Annotated in this window: 26 protein-coding genes; 20 read left to right on the top strand and 6 right to left on the bottom strand. The window is 37.6% G+C overall.

All coding sequences use genetic code 11. The annotated features are described in order from the left end of the window. Positions 1–95 precede the first annotated feature (95 nt). The 5 genes from refZ to ACZ427_RS10795 all read left to right on the top strand — a co-directional run bounded on the left by refZ (position 96) and on the right by ACZ427_RS10795 (position 5,418). Positions 96–743: a forespore capture DNA-binding protein RefZ gene (gene refZ, locus ACZ427_RS10815; RefSeq protein ID WP_461179389.1), complete on the top strand. Its 648-nt coding sequence runs from the start codon at positions 96–98 to the stop codon at positions 741–743. A gap of 181 nt (positions 744–924) precedes the next feature. Continuing rightward, positions 925–2,616 (top strand): septation ring formation regulator EzrA, encoded by a 1,692-nt coding sequence (gene ezrA / locus ACZ427_RS10810; RefSeq protein ID WP_461179388.1) that lies wholly within the window; start codon positions 925–927, stop codon positions 2,614–2,616. Positions 2,617–2,718: 102 nt separating this feature from the next. Continuing rightward, entirely contained in the window at positions 2,719–3,858 is a 1,140-nt protein-coding gene (locus ACZ427_RS10805; RefSeq protein ID WP_461179387.1) for a cysteine desulfurase family protein, read from the top strand. 6 nt (positions 3,859–3,864) lie between these two features. Beyond that, positions 3,865–5,067 carry a tRNA uracil 4-sulfurtransferase ThiI gene (gene thiI, locus ACZ427_RS10800; protein ID WP_461179386.1) on the top strand — a complete coding sequence of 401 codons (1,203 nt, stop codon included), beginning with the start codon at positions 3,865–3,867 and terminating at the stop codon, positions 5,065–5,067. A gap of 150 nt (positions 5,068–5,217) precedes the next feature. After that, positions 5,218–5,418 (top strand): small, acid-soluble spore protein, alpha/beta type, encoded by a 201-nt coding sequence (locus tag ACZ427_RS10795; protein WP_461179385.1) that lies wholly within the window; start codon positions 5,218–5,220, stop codon positions 5,416–5,418. A 143-nt stretch (positions 5,419–5,561) separates the two neighbouring features. Here ACZ427_RS10795 and ACZ427_RS10790 read toward each other — a convergent pair whose 3' ends face one another. Beyond that, positions 5,562–6,362, bottom strand: coding sequence for an NAD kinase (locus ACZ427_RS10790; protein ID WP_461179384.1), 801 nt, complete (start codon positions 6,360–6,362; stop codon positions 5,562–5,564). Between the two features lie 129 nt (positions 6,363–6,491). On the opposite strand from ACZ427_RS10790, the gene ACZ427_RS10785 reads away from it, so the two are divergent. The 5 genes from ACZ427_RS10785 to ACZ427_RS10765 all read left to right on the top strand — a co-directional run bounded on the left by ACZ427_RS10785 (position 6,492) and on the right by ACZ427_RS10765 (position 10,650). Continuing rightward, a complete protein-coding gene (locus ACZ427_RS10785; RefSeq protein WP_461179383.1) occupies positions 6,492–7,067 on the top strand; it encodes a DUF2953 domain-containing protein in 576 nt (191 codons plus the stop codon). Between the two features lie 18 nt (positions 7,068–7,085). Then, complete coding sequence (gene ytfJ / locus ACZ427_RS10780; RefSeq protein ID WP_461179382.1) at positions 7,086–7,544, top strand: GerW family sporulation protein; 459 nt, start codon at positions 7,086–7,088, stop codon at positions 7,542–7,544. A gap of 171 nt (positions 7,545–7,715) precedes the next feature. Then, positions 7,716–8,216, top strand: a complete 501-nt coding sequence (tpx, locus tag ACZ427_RS10775; protein ID WP_461179381.1) for a thiol peroxidase — start codon at positions 7,716–7,718, stop codon at positions 8,214–8,216. Positions 8,217–8,452: 236 nt separating this feature from the next. Next, positions 8,453–9,439, top strand: a complete 987-nt coding sequence (locus ACZ427_RS10770) for a class I SAM-dependent methyltransferase (protein WP_461179380.1) — start codon at positions 8,453–8,455, stop codon at positions 9,437–9,439. 26 nt (positions 9,440–9,465) lie between these two features. After that, positions 9,466–10,650 (top strand): acetate kinase, encoded by a 1,185-nt coding sequence (locus ACZ427_RS10765; protein WP_461179379.1) that lies wholly within the window; start codon positions 9,466–9,468, stop codon positions 10,648–10,650. 120 nt (positions 10,651–10,770) lie between these two features. On the opposite strand, the gene ACZ427_RS10760 is transcribed toward ACZ427_RS10765, so the two are convergent. Next, positions 10,771–11,199 carry a universal stress protein gene (locus ACZ427_RS10760; protein ID WP_461179378.1) on the bottom strand — a complete coding sequence of 143 codons (429 nt, stop codon included), beginning with the start codon at positions 11,197–11,199 and terminating at the stop codon, positions 10,771–10,773. Between the two features lie 123 nt (positions 11,200–11,322). On the opposite strand from ACZ427_RS10760, the gene ACZ427_RS10755 reads away from it, so the two are divergent. The 8 genes from ACZ427_RS10755 (at position 11,323) to ACZ427_RS10720 (ending at position 18,201) form a co-directional block, all read left to right on the top strand. Continuing rightward, positions 11,323–11,484 (top strand): hypothetical protein, encoded by a 162-nt coding sequence (locus ACZ427_RS10755; protein ID WP_461179377.1) that lies wholly within the window; start codon positions 11,323–11,325, stop codon positions 11,482–11,484. A gap of 875 nt (positions 11,485–12,359) precedes the next feature. Further along, positions 12,360–13,478, top strand: coding sequence for an alanine dehydrogenase (gene ald / locus ACZ427_RS10750; protein WP_461179376.1), 1,119 nt, complete (start codon positions 12,360–12,362; stop codon positions 13,476–13,478). 188 nt (positions 13,479–13,666) lie between these two features. Further along, positions 13,667–13,924 carry a hypothetical protein gene (locus ACZ427_RS10745; protein ID WP_461179375.1) on the top strand — a complete coding sequence of 86 codons (258 nt, stop codon included), beginning with the start codon at positions 13,667–13,669 and terminating at the stop codon, positions 13,922–13,924. Between the two features lie 84 nt (positions 13,925–14,008). After that, complete coding sequence (locus ACZ427_RS10740) at positions 14,009–14,674, top strand: PspA/IM30 family protein (RefSeq protein ID WP_461179374.1); 666 nt, start codon at positions 14,009–14,011, stop codon at positions 14,672–14,674. Between the two features lie 90 nt (positions 14,675–14,764). After that, positions 14,765–15,445 (top strand): metal-dependent hydrolase, encoded by a 681-nt coding sequence (locus ACZ427_RS10735; RefSeq protein ID WP_461179373.1) that lies wholly within the window; start codon positions 14,765–14,767, stop codon positions 15,443–15,445. Positions 15,446–15,723: 278 nt separating this feature from the next. Then, the gene (locus ACZ427_RS10730; RefSeq protein WP_461179372.1) at positions 15,724–16,479 is read left to right on the top strand and encodes a prepilin peptidase; all 756 of its coding nucleotides are present in this window, start codon (positions 15,724–15,726) and stop codon (positions 16,477–16,479) included. Positions 16,480–16,590: 111 nt separating this feature from the next. Next, entirely contained in the window at positions 16,591–16,821 is a 231-nt protein-coding gene (locus ACZ427_RS10725; protein ID WP_461179371.1) for a hypothetical protein, read from the top strand. A gap of 72 nt (positions 16,822–16,893) precedes the next feature. Beyond that, complete coding sequence (locus tag ACZ427_RS10720; RefSeq protein WP_461179431.1) at positions 16,894–18,201, top strand: DRTGG domain-containing protein; 1,308 nt, start codon at positions 16,894–16,896, stop codon at positions 18,199–18,201. A gap of 26 nt (positions 18,202–18,227) precedes the next feature. On the opposite strand, the gene ACZ427_RS10715 is transcribed toward ACZ427_RS10720, so the two are convergent. Further along, positions 18,228–18,521, bottom strand: coding sequence for a YtpI family protein (locus ACZ427_RS10715; protein ID WP_461179370.1), 294 nt, complete (start codon positions 18,519–18,521; stop codon positions 18,228–18,230). Between the two features lie 98 nt (positions 18,522–18,619). Here ACZ427_RS10715 and ACZ427_RS10710 point away from each other — a divergent pair, with 98 nt between their 5' ends. Beyond that, positions 18,620–19,564 (top strand): DHH family phosphoesterase, encoded by a 945-nt coding sequence (locus ACZ427_RS10710; RefSeq protein ID WP_461179369.1) that lies wholly within the window; start codon positions 18,620–18,622, stop codon positions 19,562–19,564. A 122-nt stretch (positions 19,565–19,686) separates the two neighbouring features. Here the strand turns inward: ACZ427_RS10710 and ACZ427_RS10705 are convergent, their stop codons facing one another. The 3 genes from ACZ427_RS10705 to ytrH all read right to left on the bottom strand — a co-directional run bounded on the left by ACZ427_RS10705 (position 19,687) and on the right by ytrH (position 20,835). Beyond that, the gene (locus ACZ427_RS10705; protein WP_461179368.1) at positions 19,687–19,881 is read right to left on the bottom strand and encodes a hypothetical protein; all 195 of its coding nucleotides are present in this window, start codon (positions 19,879–19,881) and stop codon (positions 19,687–19,689) included. A 118-nt stretch (positions 19,882–19,999) separates the two neighbouring features. Further along, on the bottom strand, positions 20,000–20,503 hold the full coding sequence (gene ytrI / locus ACZ427_RS10700; protein ID WP_461179367.1) for a sporulation membrane protein YtrI: 504 nt from the start codon (positions 20,501–20,503) through the stop codon (positions 20,000–20,002). Beyond that, on the bottom strand, positions 20,503–20,835 hold the full coding sequence (gene ytrH / locus ACZ427_RS10695; protein ID WP_461179366.1) for a sporulation membrane protein YtrH: 333 nt from the start codon (positions 20,833–20,835) through the stop codon (positions 20,503–20,505). The genes ytrI and ytrH overlap by 1 nt, the downstream gene beginning before the upstream one ends. Before the next feature lie 299 nt (positions 20,836–21,134). On the opposite strand from ytrH, the gene dnaE reads away from it, so the two are divergent. Beyond that, positions 21,135–24,485, top strand: coding sequence for a DNA polymerase III subunit alpha (dnaE, locus tag ACZ427_RS10690; protein WP_461179365.1), 3,351 nt, complete (start codon positions 21,135–21,137; stop codon positions 24,483–24,485). Positions 24,486–24,536 lie beyond the last annotated feature (51 nt).

Genomic DNA, 24,536 nt, shown 5'->3' with positions numbered 1-24,536 from the left:
AACAAATATTGACAGCAGCAGTATTATTTGTCGATATTAACTTGCAGGATTATCAGCCGATTTGTCGTAAAAGACATATAAGGAGTTGAATGGAAATGAAAAGAAATCCCTCACAAAAAAAGGTCATTGACGCTGCATCTTCCTTGTTTTTTCAAAAAGGGTTCAGTGGTACTTCTGTAAGAGATATAGCAGAAAAAGCATCTGTAAATGTTTCACTGATCAGTTACTATTTTAAAAGTAAACAAGGCCTGCTAGAGTATGCAGTAACACAATATTATGAAGCATATTTAACTACAATGGAAGAATCTCTGGATCAATCCGAATCATTACCTGCATTAGATAGATTAAAACAATTAATTTCTGCTATTATACAATACAAACAAAGTAATCATCAATTCTCTTGTTTTATTCACCGGGAACTTTCCCTTGATTCCGTATTTGTAAGGGAGATGGCTGTTACCTATCTAGCAAAGGAAAATTATTTTATCAGCAGTACATTCTTTGCTGCACTCAAAAGAAATGACAGGAAAAAAAATGAATTTGACCAGCAATTTTTATTAATGCAGCTTAAGGGTATGTTGATAACACCTTATGTACTGCAGCGCGAATGGAAGGATCATGTAATTGGAGCATATTCCCATAATATTTTTGAAAAAAAATACGTAAATAGCATTCATCAATGGCTTGATTTTATCGTTATCCAGAATGGAGTGGCTACGCAAAATAATGTTCCTCATTCGTAAATCCATAAAAATATTGACGAAATGTCAATTTTTTTGTATTTCTTTAGCCAAATATGCTGGTAACATGGTATCATAGTTACTATATAATTTTATAGAAGTTAATTTTTTAAATACTTGTTCTTCAAGAGGCTTTCGCACATCCAACCTCTTATATGGGAATTAGTTAGGAGGCGCAATATATATGGGATACATGATTGGAATTATACTAGCAATAATCGCACTTATAATTACGGGACTTATTTTAAGAAAACGGGTATATGATGTCGTCGATAAATATGAATCTTGGAAAATGGACATTATGGACAGAAATATTGCGGGACAGCTTGGGCGTATTAAAAAGCTCAATTTATCTGGCGAAACCCAGGAAAAGTTTGAAAGTTGGAAAGAGCGATGGGAATATATTTTGACTAAAGAATTGCCGGATATTGAAGAACATTTATTTGATGCGGAAGAAGCGGCAGATCGCTACCGTTTCTCAAAAGCAAAAAAGACGTTGAATGAAGTTGAACAGATATTGCAAACCATAGAGAAAAAGATCGAGGTTTTGCTCAAGGAAGTCGATGAACTGGTCGAATCGGAAGAATCAAGTCGTAAAGAAATTGAGGAAATTGAACCAGAGGTAAAAGTATTACGTAAAAAAATTTCACAAAATCGCTATCAATACGGTAAAGCAGAAGCTTATTTTGAATCAGAAATTGACCGGTTAGATGATCAACTTGTTACATATAACCAATTAGTGGATTCAGGAGATTATTTGGAAGCAAAACAGATAGCAGATCAGCTTCGGATTGAATCGGAAAATCTCCAGGCACAGATTGACATATTTCCTGAACTATATAAAAAGTGTAAGCAGGACTTACCTGCCCAGTTGGAGGATCTAATCTCAGGACTAAATGAGATGAAGGCTGGTGGTTATCATATCGATTCACTTGAATTAGAGAAAGAGATCTATACATATCAGGAACGACTTTTAAATAGTGTTCGTGCATTGGAGAGCGGTGATACTTCCGGTATAGAAGAAGTAATTACGGATATCGAGGATAGAATCAAAGAGATATATGATCTTTTGGAAGAAGAAGCAATAGCCAAAAATTATTTGGAAACAAAGATGCCAAGTTATGAGAACTCATTAAATGAATTAAATACCACATTCCTTGATACGAAAGAAGAAGTGGAGCAATTAAGGCAAGCTTATCATGTTGAAGATAGTGATATGGAAAAATATCTGGCAATAGAAAAAACAATTGCTTCATTAAAAAATCAATTGGATGAAATATGGTACGATATGCAAAATACAGAAGCAGCTCATACCGCCTTAAGAAAAAAGGTAGAAGATGGGTTCAACCAAATTGAATCATTGCAGGAAAAGCATGATGAATTTAAAATACGGATTCATAATTTAAGGAAAGATGAACTGGAAGCCAAAGAAAAATTAGTAGAAATCCGTGACCAGCTTTATGACATAAGACGAAAGCTGAAAAAGAGTAATATACCTGGAGTACCGACTTTTATATGGAATTTGATGGAAACTGCATCAGCTAAAAATGAACTAGTTATTAAAGCACTGGAACAACAGCCACTTGATATGGCAAAAGTTCAGGCAGCATTATATGAGTCCAAACTAGCTGTTGATCATGCACTGGAACAGACAGAGTTAGTACTTGAGCAAGCCTATCTAACGGAACAAGTCATTCAATATGCGAACAGATATCGCAGTCAATACCCAATTTTGGCAGGCAAATTAGTGGAGGCGGAGCGCCTGTTCCGGTCATATGAATATGAATTAGCTTTGGAACAAGCTGCTAAAGCAGTGGAAGAAATTGAACCGGGAGCTCTAAAAAGAATTGAAGCAAACGAAGCTGTGGGTAGTTAATTAAAAGCAAATAAAGGATGAAAGGCTGTCATTAGGAAAAGGATATTAGATATATCCCAATCTGAAGTCAGCCTTCCCTTTTGTCTAAAGGAGTATATCAACATGATTTATTTAGATAATAGTGCAACAACAAAGCCGGATGTGTCCGTGTTGAAAAGTTTTGAACAAGTATCCACCAAGTTTTTTGCGAACCCTTCCTCCATCCATCAGCTTGGAGGAACAACAGAGCAGCTTTTAACGAAAGCAAAAAAACAAGCTGCAGATATACTGAAGGTTTCTCCAAACGAAATTGTTTTTACATCTGGTGGTACTGAAGGTAATAATACGGCAATTAAAGGGATCGCCCTGGAGCATATGGGCAGGGGGAAACACATTATTACTTCAAGCATTGAGCATCCTTCTGTAGAGGAGGCATGCAGAAGTCTGGAATTACTCGGGTTTGAAATAACCTATTTACCAGTTGATCAAAATGGTGTAGTATCAGCAGCGGAATTAGAAAAGGCAATAAAAGATGATACGATTTTAATCAGTCTGATGCATGTAAACAATGAAATTGGTTCCGTTCAGCCTATCGAAGAAATCGGCAAAATAGCGAGTCGTTATCCGAAACTGTTTTTCCATGTTGATGATGTACAGGGGCTCGGAAAAGTACCATTGGATATAAAAAATAGCGGTATTGATTTATGTACATTCTCAGGACATAAAATTCATGGACTGAAAGGCACAGGAATCCTGTATGTCAATAATCGAATAAAGCTATTTCCATTATTGCACGGAGGAGATCAGGAACAGGGAATCCGTTCTGGAACAGAAAATGTTGCAGGAGCGGTCGCAATGGTGAAAGCACTGCGTTTAATTAAAGAACGTGAAAAAAACGAAGGAAATAATTTAAACGAAATGAAGGAATACCTTCTTAAAGAATTAAGTGCTATGGACGGAGTGAAGGTGAATACATCTGACCATGGGGCACCGCACCTTGTTAATTTTTCTGTGCCTGGAGTGAAACCCGAAGTTATCATTCATATGTTAGGGAAAGAGAATATTTATATATCAACAAAATCGGCATGCTCCTCAAGACAAAAGGATGAGAGTAAAATCCTCGCTGCCTGTGGGTTTGAAAAAGACCGTGCCACATCTGCACTTCGCGTAAGTTTATCTTATGAGAATACAAAAGACGAAATGGAAACATTTTTGAAGATCCTTGAAAATTCAATCCATCAATTTAAAGAAGTACTGGAGTAGATAATTATGCAATATGATCATATTTTAATTCGTTATGGAGAAATGGCATTAAAAGGTAAAAACATAAAAAAATTCATCACAAGGCTACAGGAAAATATTCAACACAAACTTAAACAATTTCCTCATGCAAAAGTGAAACGGACACAAGGGAGAATGTTTGTTTTATTGAATGGACATGATCCAGAACCAATCGTTGAAAAGTGTAAAAATATATTTGGTATCCAGAGTCTCAGTCTTGCTATAAAAGTAGATAATGAAGTGGATGCAATCAAGAGCGGGGCATTATATGCACTAAAACACGGAGAAAATGTAGAAAAATTTAAAGTTACTGTCAAACGCATTAACAAAGAATTTCCGGTGCGCTCCCAGGATATGAATCAGTTATTGGGAAAACATTTATTAACAAATACACAAGGCTATACGGTAGATGTCCATAAACCAGATTTGGAGATAAAAGTTGAAGTGCGACTGGAAGCAACTTATATTACATCTGTTGTTATTCCAGGTCTTGGAGGACTTCCTGTCGGGACATCAGGGAAGTCATTATTGCTCCTCTCTGGTGGGATTGATAGTCCAGTTGCTGGATATTTGGCAATGAAGCGTGGTGTTCAAATAGAAGCCATCCATTTTCATTCACCCCCATTTACAAGCGAGAGAGCAAAACAGAAAGTGCTTGATTTGGCTGAACAAATGACCAAATACGGCCATTCCATTAATGTGCATATTGTTCCATTTACGAAGCTTCAGCAGGAAATTTTCCGGGAAATGCCTGATGGCTATGCAATGACAATAATGCGCCGTATGATGATGCGAATCAGTGAAAGAGTTTGTGAAAATCAATCGATTCTTTCGATGACAACAGGGGAAAATCTTGGACAGGTGGCCAGCCAGACAATGGAAAGTATGCATACGATTAATGAGGTCACGAATTATCCGATCATCCGCCCGCTAATTGCTATGGATAAACAGGAAATCATAAAAATTTCACGTGACATTAACACATATGAGACTTCTATTCTCCCTTTTGAGGACTGCTGTACAATCTTTGTTCCTAAATCACCAAAAACAAAGCCAAGACGTGATAAAACAAACCAATTTGAAGCAAACAGGGATTTCACGGCATTAATTGAAGAAGCAGTTAATGGTATTGAAGTAGTGAAAGTAACAGATCAAAAAGCTGATCGCTCTGAATTTGGAGATCTATTATAACGTATACTTCAGTCACTGGAGATTCTGCTGCAAGGAGTCTTCGGGATAATTGGAAAAATTATACGTAATCTAACAACAACTACCAGTTTTTATGATGCATGGATTCCTTTCTTGTGACACATTATAAGTGTACCAAGGAGGTGAACTAACATGGCAAATAACAATAATTCCAATCAATTAGTAGTGCCTGGTGTTCAACAAGCATTGGACCAAATGAAAACTGAGATTGCTCAGGAATTTGGTGTTCAACTTGGGGCTGATTCAACTTCTCGTTCCAACGGTTCTGTTGGTGGGGAAATCACAAAACGTCTTGTTCAAATGGCTGAACAACAATTTGGCGGTCAACAATAATTAAAATTCAATAAATAATGGCAAAAGGGCTATCCTCATTGAGGATAGCCCTTGATATTTGTGAAAAGTAAACGGAAAATGCTTTGCAGATAAAAATGTTTAAAACTTTCTTATTACGCGAAGCATAGCCTAAGCTAAGTTTTCTAAAGAAATGTTCGTTTTACCCGATTCCAATACGAATTATTTTTTAATTTTACCGTTTTAATAACTTTTTCGCTTAATTCTACGGTAAGATCTTTAATATTTTGAATCGGATATGCCTCATTATCCAATCCGATTATTGGATAATCATTTCCATCCTGAATAATTTTCAGCACCAGCTTGCGGTCCTTGCTTAATACAAAAGAAGAACCGAGCGTACGGTACCGATTATTATTTAATGATGCGAGCTCGGAGACTTGAAAACTTTGAATTAGTGGGTCAATTACGGCACCATTCGTTGATTTATTGTAACCGGTGCTACCTGTTGGTGTGGCAACAACCATGCCATCACCCCGAAATGTTTCAAAATGCATATCATCAATAAATACATCTATTGAGATTGTTCTGATAATCGCAGAACTAATACTCAGTTCGTTTAAGCAAAGAAAAGAATTATCGTTGTTCACTTGCACACGAATCATCGGAAATCGGCGAACTTCCAATTCTTCATGTAATAAGGAATGCAACATTTCCTTGAAATTGTCCAAATTAAAATCACAATATAACCCAGATTCATCCGAATAGGTAATTCCAGTGTACAGACAATCCTGACGAAACCCTGTGTTTCTGACAGCCTGCAGAAATGCTCCATCTCCGCCAATACTGACAATTATATTGGCATCCTCATCGTTGTCTACGATAGAAAAACCATTTTCAATAGCCACCTCTGACAATATTTTCAGCTCATCCTCAATGCCTTTATCCGTATGGTAGTAAAAAAATATTTTATTTCGAATTGCCACGTGATTACCTCCAATTATACTAAGGCTATTTTTATTCTAGCACTACATGGATTAATATCCCAATAAAACCTGATTAAAAAGTGAAAATTGCAGCAGAATAAGAAAATGATTAAAAGGGAGGTTGTAGCTATGCTGTGGCTTTTACTTATGATAATTTTCATCATTTTAATGGTTATTTTTTCAAGAATAAGTATTACATTCAACTATACATATACCCCTGAGGAGCATTCTACTGTAATTGCTATTTCTATGTTTGGTATCCGTCTGTTCAAGAAGGAGGTAAATAGGCGGAATGAATGTATGGATATTAATAAAGGATTGGAGGAAATGAATGTTGGATCTTTTCAAGGGAGATTACGTGATATTCTTCAAAAGGTAAAAGAATCGATGCAGGTTACAGATAACTTATTAAAAAATATACGGGTTCACCAATTGAAATGGATAACAAAAGGAGGGACTGGGGAGGCAGGTTCAACTGGCGTAGCAACTGGAGCAATTTGGGGTTTAAAAGGGTTATTGACTGGATTTGTTGCAGAGAAAAGCATGTTGAAATGTAAACCGGATATTCAAGTTACTCCTTTATTCCAGCATGAAACGCTAATGACAACATTTGATTGCATGATATCTCTAAGATTAGGTAAAGCTATGTACGCGCTTATCAAAGTGATACGAATCTTTTCCATAAAAAATAAAGCATATGCATAAAATAAAAGGAGGATCACAATGGAAGAACATCCGATTCAAGGATTAATGACAACTGCAATGGAAAATTTAAAAGACATGATTGAAGTAAACACCATTATAGGAGATCCGGTTAAATCTCCAGATGGAAGTGTGATCATTCCTGTTTCCAAACTGGGTTTTGGATTTGCTGCTGGTGGAAGTGAGTTTAGTGCCGGCAGTTCCCAACAGGAATCAGATGCCACCCTTCCTTTTGGGGGTGGAAGTGGCGGGGGTGTCTCGATTACGCCAGTCGCATTCTTAATTATAAGTGAGCAGAAAGTAAAAATGGTACATTTGGATCAGAGTACCCATATTTATGAGAAAATGATTGATTTTGCACCACAAATTGTACAGAAAGTAGAACAAATCATTAAAGAATCTGCACAAACAAAGAAATCAAGTAAGTCTGAAGGGAACAAAAAAGAGGATCAAAGTTCCCAAATAAATTATGATATTTGAGCATATTACACGATATGAGAGAGAGTGGGGCAACTCTGAAGAAAGCTTGGATCAATACCGAGGATTTAGCAGTTAAGTGTTAGATTAAATTTTTCTATCCTTTTTGGTGGACAGGTGCAACTATTTTATTCATAATAATAGTGTTGACAAAAATTTAGGGGGAATGAGTATATGGTAAATGTTACATTCCAACAAGAGCCTGTCACACTTGAGGGTACAGAGTTAAAAGTTGGGGATCAGGCACCTGACTTTACGGTGATATCAAATGACATGAAGGAAGTATCACTTACTGATTATAAAGGAAAAGTGAAGTTGATCAGTGCTGTACCATCGATTGATACTGGTGTATGTTCAGAACAAACGAAGCGATTTAATGAAGAAGCAGATAAAATCGGCAATGTACAAGTATTAACAATCAGCATGGATTTACCATTTGCTCAAACAAGATGGTGTGCAGCGAATGGCATTAAAAAGCTTGATACACTTTCCGATTACCGTCATGCGGACTTCGGTGAAAAGTATGGTAACTTAATTAAAGAGCTACGTTTGCTGGCAAGATCTATCTTTGTTGTTGATTCTAATGACAAGATAACTTACGTAGAATATGTAAATGAAGTGACGAACCATCCTGATTATGAGTCAGCTCTTGAGGCTGCTCGTCAGGCGAAGTAAATATTAATTTACTTTCTCTCTCGCTTAAATCTGCGGGAGAGATTTTTACTGTCCAGATATTTTTTGGCAGTTAAGAATTTGTGAAACTTTCTTACTGTATACGTTCGGAATAGGGCCTTTTGCTACAAAGACCTGGCGAAAAGCCAAGTCTTCTAATGTTCTCATGCGTTACTTTGTACATGAATTGCAATGCTTGTTACAATTGATACGCTAAGATATGGAACGGAGGTTTATCGGTGGAGAAGTCAAATGTTGAAACGTTATACGAATGGATGAATAAGACAACGGAAATAATACAACAGCATGAGAATGAACCTTATCTGGACAGTCTTGCTTTTACAATGGATATTCTTTTTTATCAAAATGTTCCGGATGATGTGGATGATATTTTAGAACATAAATTACAACAGGTTTTAAAAGAAATTGAGCTTGAATCTTTTACAATCGAAGAAATTCGTAAAGGAATTCAACTGGCAATCTTGAAAGGAATGAAGGATTCTACCCAGCAACAGCATTTAATGACCCCTGAAACTGTAGCATTATTGGTTGGTTATCTTGCAGAAAAGCTGACAAGAGAAAAAGAGCAATTGCGCATTTTTGACCCTGCGAGTGGAACAGCTAACCTGATAACAACTGTTTTAAGTCAGCTGAAACAAAAAGTGGAGGCATTTGCCAGTGAAGTTGATTCAACATTAATTAATTTGTCGGTACGGAGTGCAAATTTACAGAAACATACCATTGAATTTTTCCATCAGGACAGTTTGCGACCATTTTTATTGGATCCGGTCGATCTTATCGTATCTGATCTGCCGGTCGGCTATTACCCCGATGATGCGCGTGCAAATGATTTTATATTAAAAGCAGATCAAGGGCATGCTTATGCACATCATTTATTTATCGAGCAAAGCATGAAATATACAAATGAAGGTGGATACTTAATTTTTGTAATCCCAGACTTTCTGTTTGATAGTGATCAGTCAGATAAACTTCACGGTTTTATTCAGGAATATGCACATATCACTGGAGTAATACGATTGCCTGAGAGTGCTTTTAAATCGGAAAATAACAGGAAGAGTATTCTCATTTTACAAAAGAAAGGACAAGATATAAATGCTCCTACACAACCATTGCTTGTCCAAATGCCTTCATTTAAAAATTCGAACGCAATGGCTGATATTTTAGAGCAGATGAATGAATGGTTTGCTGAGTATAAAAGTAAGTAGATATTAACATTTAGGGAGTTGACAACATGAGTAATATTTTAGCAATTAATGCAGGAAGTTCGTCATTGAAATTCCAATTGATAAAAATGCCAGAAGAAAAGATGATCGCTAAAGGACTTACAGAGCGAATTGGTTTAAATGATAGTGTTTTTACATTAGAAGTAAATGATGAAAAGAATAAAACGGTCGGGGATATTGAGAATCACGAAGTAGCAGTTAAACAACTGCTAGATGGGCTGGCATCTTCAGGAGTCATTCATTCTCTTGACGAAATCGACGCAGTGGGTCATCGTATCGTTCATGGTGGTGAGCACTTTAGTGATTCTGTAAAAATTACAGAGGAAGTCATTGAAACAATCGACAAAGTTTCTGAATTGGCACCATTGCACAACCCTGCTAATCTGACAGGGATTCGCGCTTTCCAGGAGATTCTTCCACAAGTGCCGATGGTGGCCGTGTTTGACACAGCATTTCATCAGACAATGCCTGAATCATCTTATCTGTACAGTCTGCCATATGAATATTATACAGAATATGGTATTCGTAAATATGGATTCCACGGGACATCCCACAAATATGTATCAGAGCGTGCCTCTGAACTGATGGGTGTTCCATTGGATAAGTTACGTCTGATTTCATGTCACTTAGGTAATGGTGCCAGTATTGCGGCGATCAAAAATGGTAAGTCGCTTGATACATCCATGGGCTTCACCCCCTTAGCAGGTGTAACGATGGGGACAAGGTCAGGAAATATTGACCCTGCATTGATTCCATATATTATGGGGAAAACTGGGAAATCTGCTGAAGAAGTCATTCATGTTTTGAATAAAGAAAGCGGTATGCTTGCATTATCCGGTTTTTCCAGTGATTTACGTGATATCGAACAAAAAGTGGAAGAAGATGAGCGGGCAGAACTTGCATTGGATGTGTTCGCAGGTCGAATTCATAAATACATCGGGTCATATGCTGCAAGAATGTCCGGTGTCGATGCGATTATTTTCACTGCAGGTGTCGGTGAAAACAGTACGGCAATCAGAGAAAAAGTATTAAATGGGCTGGAATTTATGGGGATTTACTGGGATCCATCATTAAACAATGTTCGTGGAAAAGAGCAATTTGTTAACTATCCACATTCACCAGTAAAAGTTATTGTCATTCCTACAGATGAAGAAGTAATGATTGCAAGAGATACATTGAGATTAGCAAAATAGGTGGGAAAAAGGTTTTGTTGGTAATTTATACAGCAAGACCTTTTTTTTGATAAATATGGTTGCTTAAAAACGAGGATGATAGCGCTTCGGCGCACCAGAAGCGCTATTGAACAATGTGAATTAACGCACTACCAGTACATCACATGTAGCGTACCGGGTGATGTTTTCTGATACACTGCCAATCAGGAAACGTTCTACTGCATTCATTCCAGTTGCACCGCAAATAATTAAATCTGAATTAAAATCTTTTGCAATATCTTTTGCGATTTTTACTTTTGGGGATCCATACTCGATGGATTGTACAAGATTATCTATACCGGCTGTTTTAGCTTTTGCCACATAATCATCCAACAGTTCTTTGGCGTAAGTTTCCGAACGCTCCGCAAGCGTACGGTCATACGCTTCCGCAGTAGCAAATGTACGGGCATCAACGACATGTGCAAGAATAAGACGTGCGTTGTTTCGTTTAGCAATATTCAATGACTTACTGAATGCTTTTTCGGCTGCTTCGGATCCGTCTACAGCAACAACAATATTAGTATATTTCATGTTATTCCTCCCCCTTCATATATATTATATACCCGAATTAAAAGGACTATAATCAAAAAATGGAAAAAAGAAATCCATCATTGTTACAGAAATATGGACATAATATAAATGGAGGTGATATTTTTGTCTAAAAAGAAGAAGGATAACCATCCGGAAAACATCTTTGAAGATGAAAAAGGTGTTGCGGCTGTACAAAACCAGCTTAATGAGAGCTATCAAAGTGGTGTGATTGAACAATTGCATAATAATAAAGGAATTCACAAATATAATAATCAAAAAAATTAGTGAGAAGGTAATCTACCCATTTTGCGATGGGTAGATTATTTTCCGTACATTATTTGGTCAGTTAAGAAACCAATAGCTATGCAAACAGCTGATTTAACCAAAAGGCTCTTTTTGCGATTACTCGTCCCATCAAAAGATGTGTTGCTTTTGATGCAAAAGATATAAAAGACGAAGTAACTTGAAATTATGGTTGGTGCTTGTACCCGCTACGGAAAATACACTACGCGCACCTTAGGGCTCGCGCTGAGCCTCCGTGTATTTCCTTCGCTGGACTGTGCGCTGCAACTTATTGTATTTATTATTTGATTTAAGTCACGTAATAGCCATGCACTCTTAAGATAGTTGATTGGAGCGGAGGACTGTTGACTCCTGCGGGAAAAGCAACAGCTGAAGATCCCGCAGGAAGTGGTTTTGCTTCCGAGGAAGCTGAAGCGTTGCCCGCGGAAAGCAACGGTCCGCAGCGGAAATCAACATAGCAGTTACGTCGTCTTTTATATCAATTGCGACGTAAAAAATTACTAAAAGAGCCAACCAGAAAAGGGTATAATCTTGGTTTATGGAGGTTTACTGAATAATTTTTCCAGTTCTATAACAGTTGTTTTCATTCAAAAGTATATAATTTTGGCAGCATATCATTCCTTGTCAGTAAATGCCATGTCCAGCTCGGGGGCGTATACTCCTCGAGGTCTTAAGCAGGAACTCATGAGCCAAGAACGCGCATGCCCGAGTTCTTGCTTAAGCTTGCCTTAGGATGACCAAGGCGCTTGCGCTTTTGTTCACTTCTTTGATATTCTTTAAATGGAATGATGCTTTTAACAAGTGATTTTGATACAATGTATATACTTTCAGAAAACTGTGAAATGGAGGGTATGGGGATGAAAATTGGTGTACCTAGAGAGATTATGAATAATGAAAACAGAGTAGCAATGGCGCCTTCCGGGGTTTTGACACTAAAGGACAGCGGGCACGAGGTATACGTAGAAACAGGAGCAGGATTAGGTTCTGGATTTACAGATCAACAGTATGAGGAAGCAGGAGCTGTCATTACGTCCAAGGCGAAAGAAGCCTGGGCACAGGAAATGGTCATGAAAGTGAAGGAACCTCTACCAGAAGAATATGACTATTTCTATGAAGGACTCATTTTATTTACGTTTTTACATTTGGCAGCAGAACCGGAGCTTACAAAAGCATTGATTGACCATAAAGTTGTAAGTATTGCCTATGAGACAGTCCAATTACCAAATCGTTCGTTACCATTATTAACGCCGATGAGTGAAGTTGCCGGGCGTATGACTGCACAAGTAGGTGCTCAGCTTCTGGAACAGCCTAAGGGTGGTAAAGGAATTCTGCTAGCTGGAATTCCGGGAGTCAAACGAAGTAAAGTAACAATAATCGGTGGTGGAGTAGTTGGCACAAATGCTGCAAAAATTGCGGTTGGTCTGGGCGCGGATGTAACAATCATTGATTTAAATCCAGAGCGGTTGCGTCAATTGGATGATCTTTTTGGTACCTCCATTAATACTTTAATGTCAAATCCAATGAACATTGCCAATGCTGTAGCGGAGTCGGATCTTGTAATTGGATCTGTTTTAATACCCGGAGCAAAAGCACCAAAACTGGTTACGGAAGAAATGATAAAAACAATGGCAGAAGGATCTGTAATTGTTGATGTTGCAATTGACCAGGGTGGAAATTTCGAAACGAGTGACCGCATCACCACCCATGATGACCCGACGTTTACAAAACATGGGGTTCTACATTATTGTGTAGCAAATATCCCTGGTGCTGTGCCGCGGAGCGCAACAATCGGTCTGACTAATGTAACGGTGCCATATGCACTGGAAATAGCAAATCAGGGCTATAAGCAAGCATCTCTGAATAATGAAGCAGTATTAAAAGGGATTAATACATTGGATGGTTTTGTGACATTTAAAGCTGTTGCCGAATCACATGGCCTTGAATATGAAGATGCAAATGTACTTTTGAAAAAGTAAGTATAAATGAGTATGTTAGCAAGAACGGTTCGAGCCGGAAAAGCCTGTTTTAAAAGTTGTCTCTTGATTCAGCACGATATGTTCCGCCCGTTCGATATTTTATTCCATTTCCAGTAGTTAAAGTTTTAAAAGTTCAAACATAAAAGGGCACAGTGATTGTGCTCTTTTTTGATAGTTAAGAAACCAACATGGCGGCTAAGAGCATGCCGCCACCATCTAAACAGCAGCTAATTAACCAGAAGACTGCCACCTATACGCTTGGGGCTGCGATTACTCGTCCCACCGAAAACATTTGGGACTGCGGTTACCCTCATGGGATTTGTATAAGAATTTCTCAAATAATAACAAATTACGGTGATGTATCTGCATTTCTCACTATTCAACTAGTCATCATTTTCCATGTAACGATTTTGTATGGCGTCATTATAACAAAAAGAGATCTATAATAAATTTGTATTTTCATGAAACCTATGAGAGGGAATACCCGTAATACATAAAAAGAATGATACAAACAAAAAGGAGGATTTTACATGTTTAAGTTTTTCAGACGAATGAAAACAGTCGTTGGTTCAGAATTGAACGCAATTCTCGACAAAGCTGAAGATCCTGTGAAAATGCTGGACCAGTTTATGCGTGATATGGAAGAGGATATTAAAGAAGCAGAAACTGCGGTTGCTAAGCAAATAGCGAATGAAAAAATGCTAAAACGCAAAGCAAATGACGCAGAGGCTTTAGTTGAAAGAAGACAGAAACAGGCGGAAAAAGCGGTAGAAGCTGGTAATGATGATTTAGCGCGTCGTGCCCTTGAAGATAAAAAAGAAAATGAAAAACAAGCGGAAGTTTTAAATGAATCATGGGCCAGAGCGAAAACGGATTCGGATTCAATAAATGAAAAACTGGATGAAATGAAAAAAGAATACAACCAAATGAAACTGAAAAAAGATTCATTAAAAGCACGTGCCGAGACAGCTCAAACGCGAACAAAAATGAATCGGACGCTTTCGAATATTGGCGGTGATGAATCAAGACAAGGTTTTGAGCGCATGGAGGAGAAAGTACTGGAATATGAAGCACAAGCTGAAACCACGGAAGATCTATCTGCCCGTGCCCGGACAATTGATGAAGAATTTGAAGCGCTCGAACCAAGTGAAGTTGATAAAGAATTACATGAACTAAAAGAAAAAAATAAAAAATGACAGGCATAAACAAACCATATTTCGGGTAGAGGAGAATGGAGACTCTAACGAGATAGGTAGAGTAAATCATTAAGATAAGGAGAGGTATTCTTGAAACTATCATATCATGGACACTCTGTAGTAAAGGTTGAAACAAAAACGCATAAAATCTTAATCGATCCATTTATTTCTGGAAATGATACATGTGATCTGGATGCCAACACGGTTGAAGCAGATGTTATATTACTGACACATGGGCATAATGATCATGTTGGAGATACAGTTGATATTGCAAAAAGAAATGGTGCACTCGTGGTTGCTCCAAATGAACTGGCCAACTACCTGGATACGAAGGGTTTAAATACACATCCGATGCATATCGGAGGGAAGCATGATTTCGATTTCGGTCGCGTGAAATTTACGCAAGCCTTCCACGGATCTGCATTTACCGAAGATGATGGAACAACAATTTATACAGGAATGCCGGCAGGGATATTGTTAACGATTGATGATAAGACAATTTATCATGTCGGTGACACTGGTCTATTCTCTGATTTAAGACTGATTGGGGAAATGAATGAAATTGATGTTGCGTTTGTTCCGATTGGCGATAACTTTACGATGGGGCCAGAGGATGCCTTGATTGCGGCTGACTGGATTGATGCAAAGATTGTCGTTCCGGTTCATTTTAACACGTTCCCTTTGATTGAACAGGATGCGGAAGAATTTGCTAAACAAGTTCAAACAGGAAAAGGCAAAGTGATGCAGGTTGGGGAAGAGATGGAAATCTAAATAAATTATGAATATAAAAGCGCGGGCGAATTTCATCCCCGCGCTTTTGCTATTTAGAGTGCGTGTTTTTTTGAAATTATCTTTTCTGTCACGCAGTATGGTTAAATCAATCCGTATAACATTGTGCCAAAAGATCTTTATTAAATGTTGGCATTCATTTTCATACACTACATATCTGAAATAATGGTATAATTATGTAAAAATTCATAGATAACGTAAGTCATATACGATACATAAAATCAAAAAATGAATAATGATTGGAACAAGGAGAAAGAATTATGAACATTGTACTCATCGCATTTTTCTTTATGATAGGTTTGATTTTTGGCTCTTTTTACAATGTGGTAGGACTAAGGCTTCCTAAACAAATCAATTTCGCAAATGACCGGTCTGTCTGTACACATTGTAAGCATCAGTTGACCTGGTATGAGAATATACCACTCCTTTCGTTTATCATCCAGGGTGGCAGATGCCGTCATTGCAGTGAAAAAATTTCCTGCATATATCCAGTTATCGAACTTTTTACTGGGGTATTATTTGCATTGAGTTACTATCTGGTTGGTTTAGGGCTTGAAATAGTAACAACATTGCTGCTTGTTTCTATGCTAATGATCATTCTGGTTTCAGATATTAAATACATGATTATTCCAAACAAAGTACTTCTCTTTTTTCTGCCGTTATTTATTATGATGCGGATTATTCAGCCACTCCAGCCATGGTGGTCTGCCGTTTTAGGTGGGATTATCGGCATGATGATTATTGCAATTATCATATTTGTAAGCCGTGGTGGTATGGGGGCCGGAGATATGAAGTTATTTGGAGTTCTTGGCATTGTATTGGGAATAGAGAAGGTTTTATTGGCTTTTTTCCTTTCCTGTATCATCGGGTCAGTTTTTGGTATGGTTTTGCTCCTGTTTAAAGTGATCGACCGCAAACAACCGGTTCCTTTTGGTCCATATATCGTTATAGCTGCACTGATGACCTATTTCTATGGTGACTCATTAATACACTGGTATTTTAATCTATATTTATAAGTGTTTACAGTTACTATAAGATCTGGCAGGACACATGGAATTACGAGACCTGTCTCAGCTTTTGTTCTAAAAAAAACGCCCTCTCATAAAATAAAAAAGAGGGAGGAGATAATGATGCGTCATTATGCTATTTTACGCTTACTATTAGCGGGTTTTTTTCTATATTTTGCCTGGCCTGCTATACCTTATGCAACGTCAGCTGCTGAACTCATTTTCTGGGGGACCTGGTTATTCTTTTTCCTGTTAGTAGTTGGTGCAAATTTTGCTACACTTTTACAAATGACAAAGCCTCCAGTTATGGAACAGGAGGAAGTAAAACAGAGACAATCTTATAATCATTGAGTTTCTGATTATTCAACTGTATAATATGGAGTAATAAATACACTAATACAGTTGAAAGTTGGTGAACTGAAAATGGCTACCAAACATGAACAAATCATCCAACATATTATATCTTTACCTGTAGGTAATAAAATTTCTGTCAGACAGATTGCAAAAAAATTAAACGTTAGTGATGGCACAGCATACCGGGCAATTAAAGAAGCTGAGAATTTAGGAATAGTAAGCACAATCGAGCGGGTTGGTACAATCCGTATCGAACGGAAGAAAAAAGAGAACATTGAACGGCTGACCTTTGCGGAAGTTGTAAATATCGTTGATGGACAAGTTTTAGGCGGACGAACAGGGCTTCATAAAACCTTGAATAAATTTGTTATTGGTGCGATGGAGCTTGATGCAATGCTCCGTTATACCGAAGCGGATTCCTTGCTGATTGTGGGTAACCGTGTGAAAGCTCATGAATTGGCATTGAATGAAGGTGCTGCAGTTTTAATTACCGGGGGATTTGATACAGATGATCATATTAAACTGCTTGCTGATGAAAAACAATTGCCAATCATTTCATCGAGTTATGATTCCTTTACGGTTGCTGCTATGATTAACCGCGCCATCTATGACCAGTTAATCAAAAAGGAAATTGTTTTTGTTGGTGATATCTATACACCATATGACCAGGCCTATTACCTGCATATGAAAGATTCGGTGAGAAACTGGTATGAATTGAACGAGAAATCTGAGCATTCACGTTTTCCGGTGATTGATGATAGAAATAAAGTGGTTGGTATGGTAACTGCGAAGGATATTATCGGAAAGGGTAATGAAGTTTTAATGGAGCGGGTAATGAGCAGGAATCCTTCTGTTGTTTCAAAGAAGACATCCCTGGCATCTGCCTCACATACGATGGTGTGGCAGGGAATTGAGTTGGTCCCTGTTGTTGATCAGATAAATCAATTGGAGGGTGTTGTTTCCCGTCAGGATGTTTTAAAAGCACTGCAGCAGATCCAGAGACAACCACATACTGGAGAAACAATCGATGATATTGTATCTGCTAACCTTGTGACATCCGAAGAGGACGAGAAAATATTTCAAATCGAAGTAACCCCGCAAATGACAAATCAATTGGGGAATCTCTCCGATGGTGTGTTTACAATGTTAATAACAGAGGCGAGCAAAAGGTTACTATCACGCGTAAAGAAAGCAGATTTAGTTGTAGAAAACTTAACGGTTTTTTTTATAAAACCTGTTCAAATCGATAGTAAGCTGGTAATTAAGCCAACTTTAATGGAAGCTGGAAGAATGTATGCAAAAATCGATGTGGAAGTATTTAATGGCAAGGAAATCGTTGGAAAAGGATTGATTATGACACAGCTGATAAACCGATAAAAAAAGCTGACTATTTAATAGTCAGCTTAAAATTCGTTCAATTGTCTCCACTCTTTTTTGTAATGCTTTACTTCCCTAAACCCGCGAACAATTTGCATACCGCCAAGAACGGCAAATATGATTCCAATAAACAATGAAATTTGTGTCAGGTAGAACAAATATTGATTGATACCAAAAAAGAAAATGAAACTTCCGAGACATATACGGGATCTTGCGTTAAAATAGGCTTGTTCAAGTCTATCTTTTGTTTTTAGAATTGCGACTTTATAATAAATATATAAGACAATCGAAACAACAATGATAATCGGGAAAATAACCATTTAATCTCTCCTAGGGTGAAATAGATATACACATATGGTTATTGTAACGCTTTTTGAACTTTTCCGCTACTAAATTAAAAAGAATAAGGAGTAAAGAAATGATCATTAGAAAAATTATAGACACAATAAAAGAATACGAGACGATTGTTATACACAGGCATGTGAGACCTGATCCTGATGCCATTGGATCTCAGGCTGGATTGAAGTCGATTATTAAACATTCATTTCCGGATAAGAAAGTATATGCTGTTGGTGAAACAGAACCATCCCTTACTTTTTTGGCTGAAATGGACAGAATCGACAACCATGTATACGAAAATGCGTTAGTAATCATCTGTGATACAGCAAATTCACCACGCATAGACGATGAACGTTACAGCTTGGGAGGGAAGCTGGTTAAAATTGATCATCACCCAAATGTAGCCCCTTATGGAGATCTGTTGTGGGTTGATACAGAAGCGAGTTCCACCAGTGAGATGATCTATGAGTTATATCTGCGTGGAAAGGATACAGGCTTTCAAATGAATGATGAAGCTGCCCGGCTAATCTACGCGGGTATTGTAGGAGATACTGGCAGATTTTTATTCCCCAGTACAACAAAAAAGACGTTGCAATTTGCAGCAGAGCTTGTAACTTATGAGTTTGAATGTTCTGCTTTATATGATGGTATCTATAATATAAAAGATAATATTGCCAGACTTCAGGGATATATTTTACAGAACTTTAAGCTTTCTCCTTCCGGTTTGAGTGTTGTTAATCTGAAAAGGGATATTTTAGAACAATTCGGAGTTGAACCTTCCGAAACAAGCCAGCTGGTGGGAGCTCTAAGTAATATTGAAGGAATTAAAGCATGGGTTTTATTTATTGAAGAGGAAGATGAAATTCGAGTCCGGCTACGCTCGAAGGGACCTGTTATTAATGACATTGCTGCGAAATACAATGGAGGTGGTCACCCAATGGCGTCTGGTGCAACACTTCAAGCATGGGAAGAAACAGCAGCTGTCATTGAAGATTTAGAAACAGCCTGCGCTAACTTTGCTTAGAAACTTAAGATTTTCGCCAAGGCTGGCGATCCCTTTTATTCTAGCAGTACAATGATGAAGTTTTGCTTATCTATTGCAAAAAAGCCATTACAGACAAGTCAGTTGTCTGTAATGGCTTTTTTTCAGCTGCTCTTGCTAATGCTTGGTGTAAACCAGCATCCTGACCGTGTATCATCACAATAAACCTGCAGGTGTTCTTTTTCAATACTGCGTTTTATTAATCGAATTAGTTCATGTGATTCTGCATATGCCGTATTTCCTTCTTTTAGTTGTGCAATTTTCTCATCACGCAAACGTCTTTGATTGATTACTAGCACGATAAATCGAACTCCTTTCAAAAAAAGATTATGTGTGAAGTACTCTTTTCTACTTCTATTATACAAATAATTATTTCTGAACGGTATAGAATATGATTTGATTCATGAAATGGTCACACTAATTTGACAATTTTGTTTCAAGATTTAATTTAATTGTTTTTGTGATATAAAGTTTATGAACTTCAAAATAATAGGTGAATCCATCGACGGAAAACCCTTTATTTTCAATCGCAGCCTCTAATAGCTGGTCACTTTCGGCAACGATGGAAAGGTCCTGACCGATGAGATGGTTAATTTCTTCTTTAATCATTTCCTCCAATTGGTGGACGATTAGTCTGTCCAGTCTTAGCTCCTCCTGATTTGCGAAGCTAATTTCAATTGCGTCCACTGTAACAGGCTCTTTTGATTTTTCATCAAGATCTGCATTATCCTCTAACAAGGCTTCATTTTGACTTTGTAATTCTGTCAGTTCGGATTGTATTTGCAGATTTTCTTCTACTACTTGTTCATATAGTGATCCGTACATATAGATATATACAAGATAGGAAAGGACGCCGCCAACCACTGTTCCTATTATAAAAAGCTGCCACGTCTTCTTTTTATATAATGGAGGAATATGCATCAGTTAATATCCTCCTGTATAAACCATTCAAGTAAAAGAATAGCAGTCTTTACACCACCCATGGCAGACAAGATTAATAATGCCTGTTTGAATAGATCAATTGTTGAGCCATCAAGAAATCCCTTTTCAAGATTGGCTATCGCATCAAATGTACCGCCAATTGCAGCAACAATTGCCCAAATGCGTAAATTTTTGGCAATCCTGCCAATAGAAGTCATTGGTGCATTTCCTGTGGCAAATTCTCCGATACTACCAATAATAGCCCCACCAACGATGACACCAAATGCAATAAAATAGCAATGAATAAAAGTTGCGAAGAAACGTTCTTCCATCAACTACACACCCCTTCTGAGGCTTGTTCTTTCTATTTTATGACGTAGCAAATAATGTTATGTTAATAAATCTGATACAAGCTTATCGTATTTATTTTTCTTTAAGGATTGCTATAATAGAATATAGTTAAAGGCTTTTTCGTAAAGATGATTCTGCCGAAGTGATTGTATATGTAATCGCAGTACCAATCTTTTAGAAAACAGCCTGGTTTAAAAAAATGGCTTTTCGCAGGAGCCTTAGATGTACTGATGCAGTAAGAAGGTTTTATATCTTACTTGCGAATAAAAGGCGGGATAATATGTCATACACACATTTACAGGTGAGAAGCGGTTATAGCCTGATGAATAGTACGATTACAATAGATAAACTGGTTCAAAGAGCAAGTGAATTGCAATTTGATGCGATGACACTTACGGATGAACATGTATTATATGGCGTTGTACCATTTTATAAAGCTTGTCTTAAAGCAGGGATCAAGCCGATTATCGGTATGGTTGTTCATATAACTCTGGACGATCAGGAACCGGTCTCCTGTATTCTATTGGCGAAAAACAATGCTGGCTATGATTCATTGATTAAGATGAGTACATATATACAGCAAAATGCTAAAAGTAATATAGAAATAGAAAAATTCCAAACATTTACAGAGGGGCTTATATGTATCTTACCTGCCCATCATCCAAAAATGGAGGAGCTCTTAAATTCAGAACCACATGATTTCTTCAATTCCTATTTAGGCAACTGGACGTCACATTTCGAAAAAGGTGATTTTTATTTGGGGATTCAGGATCATGGGCTTCAAAATGAAAGAAGTGTACATGAATCCTTAAAAGCATTTCATGAAAAATATGAGATTCCTGTTGTTGCTATCAATGATGTTCGTTACCTGCATGAGAAGGATGATATCGCTTATGATTGCCTGCAAGCCATGAGAAACGGCAATCGTTGGGGAAATAAAATGATAAGTCCAGCTATCAAGCAGCATCATTTGCGTTCAAACTCTGAGATGGAACGTTTATTTTCCTTTTGGCCTGCAACCCTTGAAGAAACAGAGACCATCAAAAAGAAATGCAATGTATCTTTTGACTTTGACCAGCGTATGCTCCCATCCTTTCCCGTACCCGAAAAAATGGGTGCACACGATTATCTGGAAAAGATGTGCTGGATAAATATCGAACAAAAATATGAGATGGTTTCAGATGAAATTTCAGCCCGATTGCGATATGAACTTTCTATTATTCAAACGATGCAGTTCAGTGATTATTTCTTAATTGTTTCAGATTTCATTTCCTATGCAAAAGAAAGGAATATCTTAGTTGGCCCGGGGAGAGGTTCTGCAGCAGGATCGCTGGTTGCTTACGTTCTTGGTATAACAGATGTTGATCCCATTAAATATGAACTGCTATTCGAACGATTTCTGAATCCGGAGCGGTTGACGATGCCGGATATTGATATTGATTTTTCGGATGCCCGCAGAGATGAAGTAATCGAATATGTCCGAAATAAATATGGGGCATCCCATGTGGCGCAAATTATCACATTCGGTACATTTGCTGCCAGATCTGTACTCAGAGAATTAATGAAAACAATGGAAATTGATCAACAGGATGCTGCATATATATTGAAACAAATCCCACTCCAAGCGAAAAAAAAACTTGCGGATCTTGTAAGAGAATCTGCAGAATTAAAAGAATATATTAAGCAGTCGAATCAATTGAAGATTTTATTTACCATTGCAACAAAGCTGGAAGGCCTGCCCCGTCATATATCTACACATGCTGCAGGCGTTATCATTAGTGAAAAACCGTTAATTGAACATATCCCACTGACGGTTGGAACAAATGAAACAAGCCTGACACAGTATCCAATGAATGACTTGGAAGACATCGGCTTATTAAAAATTGATTTTTTAGGACTCAGAAATCTTACATTACTGGAGGAAATCCTGGATTCCATTAAGTTTTCAAGAAGATCAAATCTGACACTAGCTAATATTCCAGAAAACGATGCGCAAACCTATGAGCTGTTACAGACAGGGAAAACAAATGGTGTGTTTCAGTTGGAATCACAGGGGATGAAGCAGGTACTTACAAGGCTGAAACCAAGTACATTCGAGGATATTGTTGCAGTCAACGCGTTGTATCGTCCTGGTCCGATGGATTTTATACCGACATATATTAATCGAAAATTTAAGCGGGAACAAGTTGTCTATCCACATCCGGATTTGGCGCCCATACTAAAGAAAAGCTATGGTGTTTTGATCTATCAGGAACAAATTATGCAAATTGCCAATAAAATCGCCGGTTTTTCATTAGGCAGAGCGGATATTTTACGGAGAGCTGTCAGTAAAAAACAGCAAAATGTCATGGATGAGCAAAGGGAAGCCTTTATAAACGGATGTTTGGATAATGGGTACGACAAAGAAGTTGCAAAAGAAATATTTGCCTGGATTATAAAGTTTTCCAATTACGGCTTCAACAGAAGCCATGCTGTTGCATATAGTAAGATTTCCTATCAGCTTGCATATTTAAAAGCGCATTATCCAGCTAACTTTTTTGCCGAGCTACTTAGTTCTGTGGCAAATCAACAGGATAAAGTCGATGCATATATAAAAGAAATGAAGGATGTAAATCTCGATTTACTTCCACCATCGATTAATAAGAGTTTTGGCAGGTTTTCGGTGGAATCGGGTGCCATTCGTATAGGGCTTCTGATGATTAAAGGGATTGGAAATCAGGTAATCAAAGAAGTTATTCAGGTGCGTAAATCCGGGCCGTTTAAAAATTTATTTGATTTTTGCTTGCGTGTATCGCTAAAAGTCGTAAATAGACAGGCATTGGAGCTGCTTATCATAGCAGGAGCTTTTGATGAAACTTTCTCCAACAGAGCCAGTCTTCTGGCATCACTCGATTCGGCGATTGAGCAGGGGGAACTCTTCCGTGAATTTAATGATCAAGTAGGCTTGTTTCAGGATAAAATTGAATTGGAAGCAAATTACGTAGAAATTGAAGACTTCAGCTTGGTAAAAAAACTGTCAGATGAGAAAGAATTGCTAGGGATTTATGTTTCAAGCCATCCCTTAAAAGAATATCGAAAAAAATTGAGAGCAAATGGCTATGTACCGATGAAAAATGCTGAAAAACGATTAGGTAAGAGAAATACCAAAAGTGCAGCAATTATTCAATCCATGAAAAAAATACGCACAAAACGAGGGGACCCGATGGCATTTATTACCATCGGAGACGAAACAGGAGACATGGAAGCAGTCATTTTTCCTGATTTATACCGGAACACCAGCCAATGGCTGAAAGAAGAAGCAATTATTACGGTGATAGGAAAAGTAGAATCGAGAAATAACCGTATACAATGGCAGTTATCTGAAATACACCCATTTGACGAGAGTGCGTTGAACATAGAGAACGATCAGCGGTTATTCATAAAAGTGACAGGAGACAGCAGAGAAAAAGCATTAATGGAAATAAGAAAATGCGCGACCCGCTTCCCTGGCAGTACTCCAATTATTATATATCTTGAAAAATATAAGCAATCATACCAGTTGGCAGTAGATTATTATGTTGATCCAACTTACAACTGTATGCAGTTACTGAGGGATTACTTTGGTGAAAAAAATGTTGTGTTTCAAAAGTAATCCTCTCTACTTTACAGACAAGCCCCATCTGTTATAATTAGGAATCATGTG

The organism is Virgibacillus ainsalahensis, from assembly GCF_055380755.1.
The sequence above is the reverse complement of the archived record's forward strand: the minus strand, read 5'-3'. Positions and strand labels throughout refer to the sequence as shown.